General features: G+C 54.1%; 13 protein-coding genes. 9 read left to right on the forward strand and 4 right to left on the reverse strand.

The annotated features are described in order from the left end of the window. Positions 1-23: 23 nt before the first annotated feature. Positions 24-740, reverse strand: coding sequence for a ribonuclease PH (gene rph, locus FDW97_RS14770; protein WP_003024054.1), 717 nt, complete (start codon positions 738-740; stop codon positions 24-26). A gap of 125 nt (positions 741-865) precedes the next feature. On the opposite strand from rph, the gene FDW97_RS14775 reads away from it, so the two are divergent. Further along, the gene (locus tag FDW97_RS14775; RefSeq protein WP_006687630.1) at positions 866-1,729 is read left to right on the forward strand and encodes a YicC/YloC family endoribonuclease; all 864 of its coding nucleotides are present in this window, start codon (positions 866-868) and stop codon (positions 1,727-1,729) included. Between the two features lie 256 nt (positions 1,730-1,985). Beyond that, positions 1,986-2,603 (forward strand): trimeric intracellular cation channel family protein, encoded by a 618-nt coding sequence (locus tag FDW97_RS14780; RefSeq protein WP_038635410.1) that lies wholly within the window; start codon positions 1,986-1,988, stop codon positions 2,601-2,603. Here the strand turns inward: FDW97_RS14780 and ligB are convergent. Continuing rightward, positions 2,600-4,279 carry an NAD-dependent DNA ligase LigB gene (ligB, locus tag FDW97_RS14785; RefSeq protein WP_137351242.1) on the reverse strand — a complete coding sequence of 560 codons (1,680 nt, stop codon included), beginning with the start codon at positions 4,277-4,279 and terminating at the stop codon, positions 2,600-2,602. The two genes, FDW97_RS14780 and ligB, sit on opposite strands and share 4 nt — an antisense overlap. Before the next feature lie 261 nt (positions 4,280-4,540). Here ligB and gmk point away from each other — a divergent pair, with 261 nt between their 5' ends. The 5 genes from gmk to recG are packed head-to-tail and all read left to right on the forward strand — an operon-like array spanning position 4,541 to position 10,405. Continuing rightward, positions 4,541-5,164 carry a guanylate kinase gene (gene gmk, locus FDW97_RS14790; protein ID WP_038635416.1) on the forward strand — a complete coding sequence of 208 codons (624 nt, stop codon included), beginning with the start codon at positions 4,541-4,543 and terminating at the stop codon, positions 5,162-5,164. Between the two features lie 54 nt (positions 5,165-5,218). Continuing rightward, positions 5,219-5,494 (forward strand): DNA-directed RNA polymerase subunit omega, encoded by a 276-nt coding sequence (gene rpoZ / locus FDW97_RS14795; RefSeq protein WP_000135058.1) that lies wholly within the window; start codon positions 5,219-5,221, stop codon positions 5,492-5,494. Positions 5,495-5,512: 18 nt separating this feature from the next. Continuing rightward, the gene (gene spoT, locus FDW97_RS14800) at positions 5,513-7,624 is read left to right on the forward strand and encodes a bifunctional GTP diphosphokinase/guanosine-3',5'-bis pyrophosphate 3'-pyrophosphohydrolase (RefSeq protein ID WP_038635422.1); all 2,112 of its coding nucleotides are present in this window, start codon (positions 5,513-5,515) and stop codon (positions 7,622-7,624) included. Between the two features lie 4 nt (positions 7,625-7,628). Further along, on the forward strand, positions 7,629-8,318 hold the full coding sequence (gene trmH, locus FDW97_RS14805) for a tRNA (guanosine(18)-2'-O)-methyltransferase TrmH (RefSeq protein WP_042311553.1): 690 nt from the start codon (positions 7,629-7,631) through the stop codon (positions 8,316-8,318). Between the two features lie 5 nt (positions 8,319-8,323). Beyond that, complete coding sequence (recG, locus tag FDW97_RS14810) at positions 8,324-10,405, forward strand: ATP-dependent DNA helicase RecG (RefSeq protein ID WP_137351243.1); 2,082 nt, start codon at positions 8,324-8,326, stop codon at positions 10,403-10,405. 39 nt (positions 10,406-10,444) lie between these two features. Here the strand turns inward: recG and gltS are convergent, their stop codons facing one another. Further along, positions 10,445-11,650: a sodium/glutamate symporter gene (gene gltS / locus FDW97_RS14815; RefSeq protein ID WP_006687638.1), complete on the reverse strand. Its 1,206-nt coding sequence runs from the start codon at positions 11,648-11,650 to the stop codon at positions 10,445-10,447. Between the two features lie 226 nt (positions 11,651-11,876). On the opposite strand from gltS, the gene xanP reads away from it, so the two are divergent. Together xanP and FDW97_RS14825 are read left to right on the forward strand one after the other, a co-directional pair. Continuing rightward, positions 11,877-13,268, forward strand: coding sequence for a xanthine/proton symporter XanP (gene xanP / locus FDW97_RS14820; protein WP_137351244.1), 1,392 nt, complete (start codon positions 11,877-11,879; stop codon positions 13,266-13,268). Positions 13,269-13,389: 121 nt separating this feature from the next. Next, the gene (locus tag FDW97_RS14825; protein WP_137351245.1) at positions 13,390-15,096 is read left to right on the forward strand and encodes an AsmA family protein; all 1,707 of its coding nucleotides are present in this window, start codon (positions 13,390-13,392) and stop codon (positions 15,094-15,096) included. A 38-nt stretch (positions 15,097-15,134) separates the two neighbouring features. On the opposite strand, the gene FDW97_RS14830 is transcribed toward FDW97_RS14825, so the two are convergent. Continuing rightward, complete coding sequence (locus FDW97_RS14830) at positions 15,135-15,812, reverse strand: D-lyxose/D-mannose family sugar isomerase (protein WP_137351246.1); 678 nt, start codon at positions 15,810-15,812, stop codon at positions 15,135-15,137. Between the last annotated feature and the right edge of the window lies 1 nt (position 15,813).

The raw sequence follows: 15,813 nt of genomic DNA on the forward strand, positions 1-15,813 counted from the left end.
CGACTCTTCAGTCGCCTTTAAAATCAATTTTCTAACGCCGCCTTCTGCGTCGCTACAATGGATTCGATTCCCCCTCGGGCCAATGCCAGTAGGGTGAGAAGTTCTTCATGGCTGAACGGCTCACCTTCCGCCGTGCCCTGCACTTCAATAATGCGACCATCTTCAGTCATCACCACGTTCATGTCAGTTTCTGCGGCGGAGTCCTCAACGTACTCGAGGTCACAGAGCGCTTCACCGTTGACAATGCCCACGGAAACCGCGGCAACCATCCCTTTCATCGGGTTAGTTTTCAGCTTACCGCTCGCCACCAGTTTGTTCAGCGCATCCGCCAACGCAACGCATGCGCCAGTAATCGATGCAGTACGCGTACCGCCATCCGCCTGAATAACATCACAGTCCAGCGTAATAGTGAATTCACCGAGCGTCTTCAGGTCAACAGCAGCGCGAAGTGCGCGGGCGATCAAACGCTGGATTTCCATGGTACGACCGCCCTGCTTACCTTTCGCCGCTTCACGGGCGTTACGGGTGTGCGTGGCGCGTGGCAGCATGCCATATTCTGCGGTGATCCAGCCCTGGCCCTGACCTTTCAGAAAACGTGGGACGCCTTCATCAATAGAAGCGGTACACAGCACTTTGGTATCACCAAATTCGACCAGCACGGAGCCTTCAGCGTGTTTTGTATAATTACGGGTCAGGGTGACGGGACGCACCTGATTGGCACTACGACCTGCTGGACGCATGATAAAATCTCCGGCTTGAAACGAATGTGGCTGCGCATTATACGGACTTCCGACGGTTATTCCTATCCTGACAAGACGTGGATGGCTATAATCCTCCCATCTCATCTTTAAAAACAGGAACGTCTATGATCCGCAGCATGACCGCCTACGCCCGGCGTGAAATCAAGGGTGAATGGGGTAGCGCAACCTGGGAGATGCGCTCGGTAAACCAGCGTTATCTGGAAACTTATTTTCGCCTGCCGGAACAGTTCCGTAGTCTCGAACCCGTGGTTCGCGAACGCATCCGCACGCGTCTGACGCGCGGTAAGATCGAATGTACGCTGCGTTTTGAGCCGGATGCCAGCGCTCAGGGCGAGCTGATTCTGAATGAAAAGCTCGCTAAACAGCTCGTGAGTGCTGCTAACTGGGTCAAAATGCAGAGTGATGAAGGTGAAATTAACCCGGTTGATATCCTGCGTTGGCCAGGCGTAATGGCAGCCCAGGAGCAAGATCTGGACGCCATTGCCGCCGAAATCCTCGCTGCACTTGACGGTACGCTGGATGACTTTATCGTTGCGCGTGAAACCGAAGGTCAGGCGCTGAAGGCGCTGATCGAGCAGCGTCTGGAAGGCGTCAGCGCTGAAGTGACGAAGGTACGTGCGCATATGCCGGAAATTCTGCAATGGCAGCGTGAGCGTCTGGTGGCCAAACTAGAAGACGCTCAGGTGCAACTGGAAAATAACCGCCTTGAGCAAGAGCTGGTGCTGATGGCACAACGTATCGACGTGGCTGAAGAACTGGATCGCCTGGAAGCTCACGTCAAAGAAACCTACAACATTCTGAAGAAAAAAGAGGCGGTTGGCCGTCGTCTGGACTTCATGATGCAGGAATTCAACCGTGAGTCGAACACTCTGGCATCCAAGTCTATCAATGCCGAAGTGACTAACTCCGCAATTGAACTGAAAGTTTTGATCGAGCAAATGCGCGAGCAAATTCAGAATATCGAGTAACCTTTACTCTACGTAGCCCGCCAGTAAACGGCGGGACTACGTGTTTTTCCCGACGTTTCGCTTCCGCCCCTTCACTTCGAATTACATTTTCTCATCGTTTATTATTACACTCCACACTTTAGACAGCATGCCATAACGCATTTCTGACAAATTCACATTAGCTGTAGTTATTAAAATCGTTTCACCTTAGAAAATCTCAATCGTGACAATGCGCACAAATCGATAACCTTAGCCCCCAGCACAACAGGGGGAATACATGCTGTTACACGTTTTATATTTAATTGGTATTACTGCCGAAGCCATGACCGGCGCGCTTGCGGCAGGACGTCGCCGTATGGATACATTTGGCGTCATTATTATTGCCACTGCGACCGCCATTGGCGGTGGTTCAGTACGCGACATTCTTCTCGGCCACTATCCGCTTGGCTGGGTAAAGCATCCTGAATACGTCATCATTGTGGCGGCCGCTGCGGTACTCACCACCATTATTGCTCCTGTCATGCCCTACCTGCGTAAAATATTCCTTGTACTGGATGCGCTGGGCCTGGTGGTCTTTTCTATTATTGGCGCACAGGTGGCGCTGGATATGGGTCACGGGCCGATTATCGCCGTGGTCGCTGCGGTCACTACCGGCGTCTTCGGTGGCGTGTTACGCGACATGTTCTGCAAACGCATTCCGTTGGTTTTCCAGAAAGAGCTATATGCTGGCGTTTCTTTTGCCGCTGCCGTGCTTTACATCGTGCTGCAACATTACGTCTCCAGCCACGATGTGGTGGTTATCTCTACCCTACTCTTCGGTTTTACCGCCCGCTTACTGGCGCTACGCCTGAAGTTGGGCCTGCCAGTATTTTATTATCGCCATGAAGGCCATTAAGGCATAAAGCCCGTAATACGCTGAGCAGCCAGCCAGTTGCTCAGCGCTATGACCTCCCTGGCCTCCAGCCACTGAATAATCTGTCGTGCCCGGCGCTCCCCCATTAAAGGGAGTTGTCGCCAGCTTTGTTCATCACGGTCCTGCAATTGTTGCCACGAAGCATCCCGACAGGCATTCAGCGTTGCCTGTGTTAACGGTATTCCCATGGCTATAACCCAACGTGTAAACGGAAGATGGCGCGACAGGTTGAACTGATGCCACATCTTCTCCCCTTTGCTTACGCCTAATGTGGACCGGAGCTGCTCCTGAGTTAATCCGAGCCAGGAAAAGATATGTTCAAAGTGATACGTCTGATGAAGGTTACGCCATCCCGCTTCACCAATACCTTCTAATTCCAGCACTTCTTTCGCGCCCAGCCAAACCAGTCTGGCAATAAATTGCTCATAACACGCCGGCGTGGCATAAAAGCAGGTCATTGAATTGAAATGTCCCACAGGCGGCGTTGGCTTAGTGCGTTGAGTGCTACGCCAGACCACTTCGTCGATACGCGGGATCCCCTGTCCGGCCAGGCTTATCAGGATCCGATCTCCAGGCGCGATATCCCATTCATTCCAGCGGCGTACAGAGCCAATATTGACGCGTTGCACGCGTTTATCATCCAGCATGACGGGTGCCAGCAGCGCGACTACGGCAATTTTCCCACTTTTACCGACTGAAAACTGAATATCTGTGACCTCGGATACCTGAGCCACGGGCGGATATTTCCATGCCGCCAGCCAGTCTCCCTGCCCAGGTAACCAGTATCGCGCCTGCGGTTCTTTCCCCGATCGCACCACGACGCCATCCGTCACAAAAGGGAGTGCCGAAGTCCACCAACGGGTACGGGCATGCTCGACATCGTCCGCATTTTTCACGGGCTGGGTATAGCGTTGCGTGAAACTGAACCCAGCGGCAGTGAGTTGTTCCAGCCTTTCCGACATGACCGCCGGACCATCAGGCCAGGCCCAGATGAAAATAGCCAACGAACGTAACAATTCCGGGTTGCTCTGGCGCATCATCATTCCAGCGACCTTTGAGCGGGCGTTCATTCCCCCACTCTGTTGCTGGATATGCCCTTCCTGCTGTAAAAATATCTCGCCCTGCAACGTACTGTTTGCCAGCAGACCTTTGGTCGTGTGTGGTACGGAAGGTATCCGCAGCACCTTTTGCGTCCAGTCGTCACCTTTCAGGCCATTACCTCGGCTAATCGCTCTTACCAGATTGCCATTGCGATAGACCAGCGTGACCGCCACGCCGTCGACCTTTGGTTGTACCCAGAGATCGCTGCGCACACGCATCCATTGCTGTAACGCTTGCTTATCTGCCAGCTTGCGGACCCCCGTGTGAGGTACTGGATGCGAGACTGTGCCACTTATTGGGGGCGCAGACAGATCAGGTGGAGCTTCATCGCCAAAACAGCGCTGCCATTGGATGAGTTGCGCATTGAGCTGGTCATAAACGCCGTCATCAACGGCGCTGACCCCTTGTTTCCAGTAACTGTCATTCCACTGTGTTATCTGCTGCTGTAATCGTGAAATTTCCTCGCTTGCCCGGGCTGGGGACCAGGCAGGGCATACCGCCCAAACCGGTAAATTCCAGACCAGTAAAACTATGCCAAGGCATTTCCATAGCCTCATGCTGCCTCCGCTAACCAATGTGTTTCCCGGCAGGTATAGCGCGGAGTGCAAGCGAAACAGAGCGACAAAAATTCATCGTGCGAGCAGCCTTCCTGACATTTTCACGTGTTGCTGCAAATTGCCGATAAAACAGGAAACGGGTACGCAAAACGCAATAAACATGCGCAAAAAGTGTGACAAAGGCTACGTCACATAGCGGCTACGTGTATAATAAGCCCGTATGTAGGCTCTCTTTCGACAATCACATACATTAAGATACTCATGGCTCAAGGCACGCTTTATATTGTTTCTGCCCCCAGTGGCGCGGGTAAATCCAGCCTGATTCAGGCTTTATTAAAGACCCAACCGTTGTATGACACCCAGGTTTCTGTTTCGCACACCACGCGCGCACCGCGCCCGGGGGAAGTGCATGGTGAACACTATTTCTTTGTGAACCATGACGAATTCAGAGCCATGATTGGCAGAGACGCGTTTCTGGAACACGCTGAGGTTTTCGGTAATTACTACGGCACTTCGCGTGAGGCCATTGAGCAAGTATTAGCATCCGGCGTAGACGTCTTTTTAGATATCGACTGGCAAGGTGCGCAGCAAATTCGTGAAAAAATGCCGCATGCGCGCAGTATTTTTATTTTGCCGCCCTCTAAGATTGAGCTGGACCGCCGTCTTCGTGGTCGAGGTCAGGATAGCGAAGACGTGATCGCAAAACGTATGGCGCAAGCTGTTGCAGAAATGAGCCATTACGCCGAATATGATTATCTTATTGTGAACGATGATTTCGATACCGCCCTGGGCGATTTGAAAACCATCATTCGCGCCGAACGTCTGCGCATGAGCCGCCAAAAGCAGCGTCATGACGCTTTAATCAGCAAACTGTTGGCAGACTGAACCCACATTCAGTATCATGCCCAGTCATTTCTTCACCTGTGGAGCATTTTAAGTATGGCACGCGTAACTGTTCAGGACGCTGTAGAGAAAATTGGTAACCGTTTTGACCTGGTACTGGTCGCCGCGCGTCGCGCTCGTCAGATGCAGGTAGGCGGAAAGGATCCGCTCGTACCGGAAGAAAACGATAAAACTACCGTTATCGCGCTGCGCGAAATCGAAGAAGGTCTGATCAACAACCAGATCCTCGACGTACGTGAGCGCCAGGAACAGCAAGAGCAGGAAGCCGCTGAATTACAAGCCGTTACCGCTATTGCTGAAGGTCGTCGTTAATCACAAAGCGGGTCGCCCTTGTATCTGTTTGAAAGCCTGAATCAGCTGATTCAAAACTACCTGCCGGAAGACCAGATTAAGCGTCTTCGGCAGGCGTATCTCGTTGCACGTGACGCTCACGAGGGCCAGACACGTTCAAGCGGTGAACCTTATATCACGCACCCGGTAGCGGTAGCCTGCATTCTGGCCGAGATGAAACTCGACTACGAAACGCTGATGGCTGCGCTGCTGCATGACGTGATTGAAGATACCCCAGCCACCTACCAGGACATGGAACAGCTTTTTGGTAAAAGCGTTGCAGAGCTGGTAGAAGGGGTATCTAAGCTTGATAAGCTTAAGTTTCGCGATAAGAAAGAGGCGCAAGCTGAAAACTTTCGCAAGATGATTATGGCGATGGTGCAGGATATCCGCGTCATTCTCATCAAACTTGCCGACCGTACCCACAATATGCGCACGCTGGGCTCATTACGTCCCGATAAGCGCCGCCGCATCGCCCGTGAAACCCTCGAAATCTACAGTCCGCTGGCACATCGTTTAGGTATTCATCACATTAAAACCGAGCTGGAAGAACTGGGTTTTGAAGCGCTGTACCCGAACCGCTATCGCGTGATTAAAGAAGTGGTAAAAGCCGCCCGCGGCAACCGCAAAGAGATGATTCAAAAAATCCTCTCGGAGATCGAGGGGCGTTTGCAGGAAGCAGGCATTCCGTGTCGCGTAAGCGGTCGTGAGAAACACCTGTACTCGATCTACTGCAAAATGGTACTCAAAGAGCAGCGTTTTCACTCGATCATGGACATTTACGCTTTCCGCGTCATCGTTCATGACTCCGATACCTGCTATCGCGTACTCGGCCAGATGCACAGCCTGTACAAACCGCGCCCTGGTCGCGTGAAAGACTATATCGCCATTCCCAAAGCGAACGGATATCAGTCTTTGCATACCTCAATGATCGGCCCGCACGGCGTGCCTGTTGAAGTACAAATTCGTACCGAAGACATGGACCAGATGGCGGAGATGGGGGTCGCGGCACACTGGGCGTACAAAGAGCATGGCGAAACCAGCACCACGGCACAAATCCGCGCACAACGCTGGATGCAAAGCCTGCTGGAACTGCAGCAAAGCGCCGGTAGCTCGTTTGAATTTATTGAAAGCGTTAAATCTGATCTCTTCCCGGATGAGATTTATGTTTTCACACCGGAAGGGCGTATTGTCGAGCTGCCTGCCGGTGCGACGCCTGTCGACTTCGCCTACGCGGTACATACCGATATCGGTCATGCCTGCGTTGGCGCACGTGTCGACAGACAGCCTTATCCGCTTTCCCAACCGCTGTTTAGCGGTCAGACCGTTGAAATCATTACCGCGCCGGGCGCCCGGCCGAATGCGGCATGGCTCAACTTCGTCGTCAGCTCGAAAGCACGAGCAAAAATTCGCCAACTGCTGAAAAACCTTAAGCGCGATGATTCCGTCAGTCTGGGGCGTCGACTGCTTAACCATGCCCTGGGTGGTAGCCGTAAACTGGCTGAAATCCCGCAGGAAAGTATCCAGCGTGAGCTTGAGCGTATGAAGCTCGCTACGCTTGACGATCTGTTAGCGGAAATCGGTCTGGGCAACGCCATGAGCGTGGTGGTAGCGAAAAACCTTCAGCAGGGCGAAGCATCGGCGAACGTTCCTGCGCAATCTGGTCATGGTCATCTGCCGATCAAAGGCGCAGACGGCGTACTGATCACCTTTGCCAAATGCTGTCGTCCAATTCCTGGCGATCCGATCATTGCCCACGTCAGTCCGGGTAAAGGTCTGGTGATTCACCATGAGTCCTGCCGTAACATTCGTGGCTACCAGAAAGAGCCAGAGAAATTTATGGCGGTGGAATGGGATAAAGAGACAGAGCAGGAATTCATCACCGAAATTAAGGTGGACATGTTTAACCACCAGGGTGCTCTGGCGAACCTGACGGCGGCAATCAACACGACGACCTCCAATATTCAAAGTCTGAATACTGAAGAGAAAGACGGTCGTGTTTATAGCGCCTTTATTCGCCTGACCGCTCGCGATCGCGTGCATCTGGCGAATATTATGCGCAAAATCCGCGTCATGCCGGACGTGATTAAAGTCACCCGCAACCGAAACTAGAGATATGAACTCAAAACGCTATGAGCGCATTTGCGAAATGCTTGCCAGGCGTCAGCCCGATCTGACCGTCTGCATGGAGCAGGTCCATAAACCTCATAACGTTTCTGCGATCATTCGTACCGCAGACGCAGTCGGCGTACACGAAGTCCACGCCGTCTGGCCGGGTAGTCGTATGCGTACCATGGCCTCTTCTGCCGCGGGCAGTAACAGTTGGGTGCAGGTTAAAACCCACCCGACCATTAGCGATGCGGTTACGCAGTTAAAAAGCCAGGGCATGCAGGTTCTGGCGACCCACCTCTCTGATAAAGCCGTCGATTTCCGCGAGATTGATTACACGCGACCGACCTGCATCCTGATGGGCCAGGAAAAAACCGGCATTACTCAGGAAGCACTCGCTCTGGCGGACCAGGACATCATCATTCCGATGATTGGCATGGTGCAGTCACTGAACGTTTCAGTTGCCTCTGCGCTGATTCTGTACGAAGCACAGCGTCAGCGACAAAATGCTGGCATGTACCGACGAGAAAACAGCATGTTGCCGGAAGATGAACAGCAGCGCTTGCTGTTTGAAGGCGGTTATCCGGTGCTGGCGAATGTCGCTAAGCGCAAAGGACTTCCCTACCCTCACGTAAACACGCAGGGCGAAATTGAAGCCGATGCAACGTGGTGGGCCACTATGCAGTCTGCGAAATAATCGCGATGAAAGGCCGTTTACTGGATGCCATCCCGCTCAACTCTCTGACGGGCGTTGGCGCAGCACAAAGCAGTAAACTGGCGAAAATTGGCTTGCACACCGTGCAGGACCTCCTGCTCCACCTCCCTCTGCGCTACGAAGACCGTACTCATCTGTACCCCATTGGCGAACTGCTGCCGGGCGTCTATGCCACCGTTGAAGGCGAAGTGCTGAACTGCAATATCACTTTTGGTGGCCGCCGGATGATGACCTGCCAGATAAGCGATGGCTCCGGCATTCTCACTATGCGCTTCTTCAACTTCAGCGCAGCAATGAAAAACAGCCTCGCCACCGGGCGTCGGGTACTGGCCTATGGCGAGGCGAAACGTGGCAAGTACGGCGCAGAAATGATCCATCCGGAATACCGCGTACAGGGCGATCTCAGCACGCCGGAACTGCAGGAAACGCTCACGCCGGTGTATCCGACCACGGAAGGCGTTAAGCAGGCAACGCTACGCAAGTTGACCGATCAGGCGCTGGATCTGCTCGATACCTGCGCCATTGCCGAGTTGCTCCCTCCGGAGTTACTACAAGGCATGATGAGCCTGCCGGAAGCGTTGCGCACATTACACCGTCCGCCACCGACGTTACAGCTTAGCGACCTGGAAACCGGACAACACCCGGCTCAGCGACGCCTGATTCTGGAAGAACTCCTGGCGCACAATCTCAGCATGCTGGCGCTTCGCGCCGGGGCGCAACGTTTTCACGCCCAACCGCTGAGTCCTGACAATCTGCTGAAAGATCAACTGCTGGCGGCGCTCCCCTTTAAACCAACCGGCGCACAGGCCCGGGTCACTGCCGAAATTGAACGCGATATGGCGCTGGATGTCCCAATGATGCGCCTGGTGCAGGGCGATGTCGGTTCCGGTAAAACGCTGGTTGCAGCACTTGCCGCCCTGCGTGCGATTGCGCATGGTAAGCAGGTGGCGCTGATGGCCCCCACTGAATTACTGGCTGAACAGCACGCAAATAATTTCCGCAACTGGTTCGAACCTTTGGGCGTTGAAGTGGGTTGGCTGGCGGGTAAGCAAAAAGGTAAAGCACGCCAGGCACAGCAGGAAGCCATCACCAGCGGTCAGGTGCAGATGATTGTCGGCACACACGCAATTTTCCAGGAACAAGTTCAGTTCAACGGGCTGGCGCTGGTGATTATCGACGAACAGCACCGTTTTGGCGTGCATCAGCGTCTGGCGCTGTGGGAGAAAGGCCAGCAGCAGGGTTTCCACCCACACCAGCTCATTATGACCGCCACCCCGATCCCGCGTACGCTGGCCATGACCGCCTATGCCGATCTCGACACCTCGGTGATTGACGAACTCCCGCCGGGGCGCACGCCGGTCACCACGGTGGCGATTCCCGACACCCGTCGTAGCGACATCATTGACCGTGTGCGCAACGCCTGCACCCACGAAGGGCGTCAGGCGTACTGGGTTTGTACACTAATCGAAGAGTCTGATTTATTAGAAGCGCAGGCGGCAGAAGCCACGTGGGAAGAGCTGAAGCTTGCCTTACCAGAGCTGAATATTGGTCTGGTGCATGGGCGCATGAAGCCCGCCGAGAAGCAGTCGGTGATGGCCGCCTTTAAGCAGGGTGAATTACATCTGCTGGTCGCCACCACGGTGATTGAAGTGGGTGTGGACGTGCCGAACGCCAGCCTGATGATCATTGAAAACCCGGAGCGATTAGGCCTGGCGCAGTTACACCAGTTGCGTGGCCGCGTAGGCCGCGGCGCCGTGGCTTCCCACTGCGTCCTGCTCTACAAATCTCCGCTGTCAAAAACGGCGCAGAAACGCCTGCAGGTTCTGCGGGACAGCAATGACGGGTTCGTGATTGCACAAAAAGATTTAGAGATCCGCGGACCCGGCGAGCTGTTAGGTACGCGCCAAACCGGAACGGCAGAATTCAAAGTAGCGGATTTATTGCGCGATCAGGCCATGATTCCGGATGTTCAGCGTATAGCCCGCCATATTCACGAACGTTATCCGCAACAGGCTGCCGCGCTGATAGAGCGCTGGATGCCGGAAACCGAACGTTACTCCAACGCATAATCGATTTATCGCGGCGGATGTTACTCCGCCGCACAGCCGTTATTGCGCAAAAATCGGCAGCAGCAGATACAGCTTAATCACTAACGCGTTGACGATATCGATAAAGAACGCCCCCACCATCGGCACCACCAGGAACGCCATATGGGATGGCCCGAAACGTTCGGTAATTGCCTGCATGTTAGCAATCGCCGTTGGCGTTGCGCCAAGCCCAAAACCGCAGTGGCCGGCTGCCAGTACAGCGGCATCGTAGTTTTTGCCCATCATGCGCCAGGTAACAAATACCGCGTACAACGCCATAAAAATCGTCTGCACAACCAGTATCGCCAGCATCGGCAGCGCCAGAGATGCCAGCTCCCACAGTTTCAGGCTCATCAGCGCCATCGCCAGGAACAGCGACAGGCTCACGTTGCCCAGCACTGAAACCGCCCGTTCGAACACCCGATAAAAGCCCATGAGCGCCAGGCCATTACTGAGGATCACACCAACAAACAGCACGCAGACGAAGGTCGGCAGTTCGAGCACCGTTCCGACCAGCATTTGCGCAACGATTTTACCTACCGTCAGACAGATAGCGATCAGCGCGATGGTTTCAATCAGCACCAGCGAGGTGATTATGCGTCCAACGTCCGGCTTTTCAAACGCGGTCGGTACAGCCTGATCGTCCGGCATACCGTCAGGCGTGGTGGAGTGTTTAACCAGATAGCGCGCCACCGGGCCGCCAATCAGCCCCCCCAACACCAGACCAAAGGTTGCGCAAGCCATTGCAACTTCAGTCGCATTGGTAAAACCGTAGCGCTCAATAAACAACTTGCTCCACGCAGCCCCGGTTCCATGTCCGCCAGAGAGCGTGATCGAACCGGCAATCAGGCCCATCAACGGATCCAGGCCCAGCAGGCTCGCCATACCGATACCGATGGCGTTCTGCATCAGCAGCAGTCCCACAACGACAATCAGAAAAATACCCACCACGCGGCCACCGGCGCGCAGGCTGGCGATATTAGCGTTCAGGCCGATGGTAGCGAAGAACGCCAGCATCAGCGGATCGCGCAGGGTCATATCGAAGTTTACTTCCCAGCCCATGCTTTTTTTCAGCACCAGCAACGCAATCGCCACCAGCAATCCACCGGCTACAGGTTCGGGAATGGTGTATTTTTTCAGGAAGGAGACAGACTGGACGAGCTTACGTCCCAGCAGCAATACAAGGGTTGCCGCAACCAGAGTAGATAACGTATCGAGATAAAACATTTACAGCTCCATTAGTGCGTTTAGCACAATCACGCACGATGCATTCCAGACCGATTTTTTAGCTCTTATTGAGTTTTCGGGGTGGATTTTAAGCAGAAAATGATGAAAAGTTATATAAAAAAGTTTGTTTATCCGTTTTAAATATTAAGAATAACTGCTGGCAAACGTTTGCTTTTCCGCCCTGGTCAGATAAAATCACCGCTTTTCCACCATGGGATTGCCTCTGATGTCCGTTAACGCCGTAGAGTCAAAAAATGCGCAACCGGTTGCGCAGACTCACAACAGTGAACTGATTTACCGTCTTGAAGATCGCCCCCCGTTAGCCCAGACCCTGTTTGCCGCCTGTCAGCACCTGCTGGCCATGTTCGTCGCGGTGATCACCCCGGCGCTGTTAATTTGCCAGGCGCTCGGTTTGCCAGCTCAGGATACTCAACACATTATCAGTATGTCGCTGTTCGCTTCCGGCGTAGCTTCTATCATTCAGATCAAAGCCTGGGGGCCGGTTGGTTCCGGGCTGTTATCTATTCAGGGCACCAGCTTTAATTTTGTTGCGCCGCTGATTATGGGTGGCACGGCGCTAAAAACCGGTGGCGCAGATGTCCCAACCATGATGGCGGCCCTGTTTGGTACGCTGATGTTAGCGAGCTGCACTGAAATGGTTATCTCGCGTGTACTGCATCTGGCGCGGCGTATTATTACCCCGTTGGTCTCAGGCGTGGTGGTGATGATTATCGGCCTGTCGCTGATTCAGGTGGGTCTGACGTCGATTGGCGGTGGTTATGCCGCAATGAGCGATAACACCTTTGGCGCACCGAAGAATTTACTGCTGGCTGGCGTTGTGCTGGCGCTGATCATCCTGCTTAACCGCCAACGCAACCCGTACCTGCGCGTTGCGTCCCTGGTGATTGCGATGGCGGCAGGCTACCTGCTGGCATGGTTTATGGACATGCTACCGCAAAATACCGCACCGGTAAGCCAGGACCTGATCATGGTGCCAACGCCGCTGTATTATGGCCTCGGTATCGACTGGAGCTTACTGCTGCCGCTGATGCTGGTCTTTATGATTACGTCGCTGGAAACCATCGGTGATATTACGGCGACCTCCGATGTTTCCGAACAGCCGGTTTCTGGTCCGCTGTATATGAAACGCCTGAAAGGCGGCGTGCTGGCGAACGGTCTGAACTCGTTTGTTTCCGCCGTGTTCAATACCTTCCCGAACTCTTGTTTTGGTCAGAACAACGGGGTCATTCAGTTAACGGGCGTAGCCAGTCGTTACGTCGGTTTTGTGGTGGCGCTGATGCTGATAGCATTGGGCCTGTTCCCGGCAGTTAGCGGTTTTGTACAGCATATTCCTGAACCGGTATTGGGCGGCGCAACCCTGGTAATGTTCGGTACTATCGCCGCATCTGGCGTGCGTATTGTCTCTCGCGAGCCGCTGAACCGCCGCGCTATTTTGATTATTGCGCTGTCGCTGGCCGTTGGCCTGGGTGTCTCCCAGCAGCCGCTGATTCTGCAATTTGCCCCGGATTGGGTGAAAAATCTGCTCTCCTCAGGCATTGCCGCAGGCGGTATCACCGCTATCGTTCTGAATCTGGTGTTCCCACCAGAGAAGCAATAAGCAAAATGCGGCGTTGGCTCTGAATCAACGCCGCTGTAACGCTCTTTCACCATTCCTGCCTTGAGCATTGCCTCTAAATCGTGCATAACTTGACTATGTGCACTTCGCGGGATGGAAGACCATGAAATTTATTGGAAAGCTGCTTCTTTACGTGCTGATCGCCTGTGCAGTGGCGATTCTCGGCCTTTATTTTCTACTGCAAACCCGTTGGGGCGCAGAGCACGTCAGCGCCTGGGTCTCAGAGAACAGCAGCTATCATCTGGCATTTGATGCTATCGATCACCGGTTTTCTTCCCCTTCCCATATTCTGCTGGAAAACGTCACCTTTGGTCGCGATGGCCAGCCCGCAACGCTGGTCGCTAAAACGGTCGATATTGGGCTGAGCAGTCGCCAAATCACCGACCCGCGGCACGTAGACACTATCCTCTTGCAAAACGGCACGCTGAATCTTTCCCAGCAAACCGCACCGCTACCGTTCCAGGCCGATCGCCTGCAGTTACAGGATATGGCGCTCAACAGCCCCGGTAGCGAGTGGAACCTGAGCGCCCAGCGCGTGAACGGCGGCGTGATTCCCTGGAGCCCTGAGGCAGGAAAAATTCTCGGCAGCAAAGCACAAATTCAGCTCAGCGCCAGCTCATTGACGCTGAACGATGTCCCAACCACCAACGTATTGATTGAAGGCAGCATTGACCATGGTCGGGTGACGCTAAGTAATATTGGCGCAGACGTCGCGCGTGGCGCATTAACCGGCGTAGCGCAGCGCAATACCGACGGTAGCTGGGTGGTAGAGAATCTGCGCCTGAACGATATCCGGCTGCAAAGTGACAAATCGCTGGCCGACTTTTTTGCGCCGCTAACCACTATTCCATCCTTGCAAATTGGTCGTCTGGAAGTGACGGATGCCCGTCTGCAAGGTCCTGACTGGGCGGTCACGGACCTTGATCTGAGCTTGCGCAACATGACGTTTAGCAAAGATGACTGGCAAACACAGGAAGGAAAACTGTCGATGAACGCCAGCGAGTTTATCTACGGTTCACTGCATTTCTTCGATCCGATTCTGAACGCCGAGTTCTCGCCGCAGGGCATTGCGCTGCGCCAGTTCACGACCCGCTGGGAAGGGGGAATGCTCAGAACATCCGGAAACTGGATGCGTAACAACAAAGCGCTGGTTCTCGACGATGCCGCGATTGCCGGCCTGGAATATACGCTACCGGAAAACTGGAAACAGCTATGGATGAAGCCTCTGCCAGCCTGGCTAAACAGCCTGACGCTGAAGAAATTCAGCGCCAGCCGTAATCTGGTGATCGACATCGACCCGGCCTTCCCGTGGCAACTCACCGCACTGGACGGTTACGGTGCTAACCTCGGGCTGGTACAGAACAACCAGTGGGGGATCTGGAGCGGTAACGCCACGCTCAACGCCGCTGCTGCCACCTTTAATCGCACCGACGTGCGCCGTCCTTCGCTGGCGCTAACGGCGAACGGCAGTACCATCAATATCAGTGAACTAAGCGCCTATACAAAAAAAGGGCTGCTGGAGGCCACCGCCAGCATTTCGCAACTGCCTCAGCGTCAGGCACAGGTCAGCCTGAACGGGCGCGGCGTGCCAATGACCATCCTGCAACAGTGGGGCTGGCCAGCACTGCCGCTTTCCGGCGACGGTAACATTCAACTCACCGCCAGCGGCAACATTCAGGCCGATAAGCCGCTCAAGCCCACAGTCAACGGTCAGTTACATGCGGTGAATGCAGAGAAACAGCAGGTCACGCAGACCATGCAGGCGGGTGTGGTATCAGGTAGTAACGTTGCCTCACCCGTTACGCAGTGATTATTGCCCGGTGGCGCTTCGCTTACCGGGCCTACCGCTCATAAACGCTTATATTCACTGCATAACAACCACTTCACCGGCTCGTCTTCTTCTATCGTCGGGAAACGACCGCCCGGTTTAAGGAAGTGATTGTCATGCTGGTCGTCATTGACCATCGAGATTTCCCAGCCCAGAACAAAGGCTTTCTCAGCCCAGAAACGATGATACAGTCGCGGCGGCAGACACACACCCTGCCCTGGTTTTAGCACCAACGTATCACCAGATTTAACGGTACGCCGCTGACCATCGACGCTAACATCAACAATGCGCTGAGGATCATACCCGTCATCGGGCGTGGACCATGCCAACTGCATACACAAATCGCCGCCGCCGCGGTTAACGATATCTTCCATCTTATGGCGATGAAAATGCCACGGTGTTTGTTGATCCTGCTGAATTTGCAGCATCTTTTCGGCATACGGTTTGGGGTAATCGGCTGACCCCATCAGACCATTGCGCAATGTCAGTAACGTCAGCCCCGTTTGCGCAAAATTCCCGCGCCCAAAGTCGGTAACGTCCCAGCCCAGCTGGAGATCGCGCACTTCACGCCACAAAGAGTGGTCCTGTTGTCGCCAGGCGTCGACCGTTAAATACGCAAAATCAGGCAGACAGACCCGAAAGGTCTCGGCGATGGCATGCGCTTTATCGATGACATAATTAATATGTGAACGCTTCATT

The sequence above is a fragment of the Citrobacter sp. wls708 genome, assembly GCF_005281255.1.
In the GTDB taxonomy this organism is placed as follows: Bacteria; Pseudomonadota; Gammaproteobacteria; order Enterobacterales; family Enterobacteriaceae; genus Citrobacter; species Citrobacter werkmanii.

What these genes read in the sequence shown, in the direction of transcription:
- recG (WP_137351243.1), top strand. Translation starts at nt 8,324, where the DNA reads ATGAAAGGCCGTTTACTGGATGCCATCCCGCTCAACTCTCTGACGGGC.
- gltS (WP_006687638.1), bottom strand. Translation starts at nt 11,650, where the DNA reads ATGTTTTATCTCGATACGTTATCTACTCTGGTTGCGGCAACCCTTGTA.
- rpoZ (WP_000135058.1), top strand. Translation starts at nt 5,219, where the DNA reads ATGGCACGCGTAACTGTTCAGGACGCTGTAGAGAAAATTGGTAACCGT.
- FDW97_RS14825 (WP_137351245.1), top strand. Translation starts at nt 13,390, where the DNA reads ATGAAATTTATTGGAAAGCTGCTTCTTTACGTGCTGATCGCCTGTGCA.
- FDW97_RS14775 (WP_006687630.1), top strand. Translation starts at nt 866, where the DNA reads ATGATCCGCAGCATGACCGCCTACGCCCGGCGTGAAATCAAGGGTGAA.
- FDW97_RS14830 (WP_137351246.1), bottom strand. Translation starts at nt 15,812, where the DNA reads ATGAAGCGTTCACATATTAATTATGTCATCGATAAAGCGCATGCCATC.
- ligB (WP_137351242.1), bottom strand. Translation starts at nt 4,279, where the DNA reads ATGAGGCTATGGAAATGCCTTGGCATAGTTTTACTGGTCTGGAATTTA.
- FDW97_RS14780 (WP_038635410.1), top strand. Translation starts at nt 1,986, where the DNA reads ATGCTGTTACACGTTTTATATTTAATTGGTATTACTGCCGAAGCCATG.
- gmk (WP_038635416.1), top strand. Translation starts at nt 4,541, where the DNA reads ATGGCTCAAGGCACGCTTTATATTGTTTCTGCCCCCAGTGGCGCGGGT.
- rph (WP_003024054.1), bottom strand. Translation starts at nt 740, where the DNA reads ATGCGTCCAGCAGGTCGTAGTGCCAATCAGGTGCGTCCCGTCACCCTG.
- trmH (WP_042311553.1), top strand. Translation starts at nt 7,629, where the DNA reads ATGAACTCAAAACGCTATGAGCGCATTTGCGAAATGCTTGCCAGGCGT.
- xanP (WP_137351244.1), top strand. Translation starts at nt 11,877, where the DNA reads ATGTCCGTTAACGCCGTAGAGTCAAAAAATGCGCAACCGGTTGCGCAG.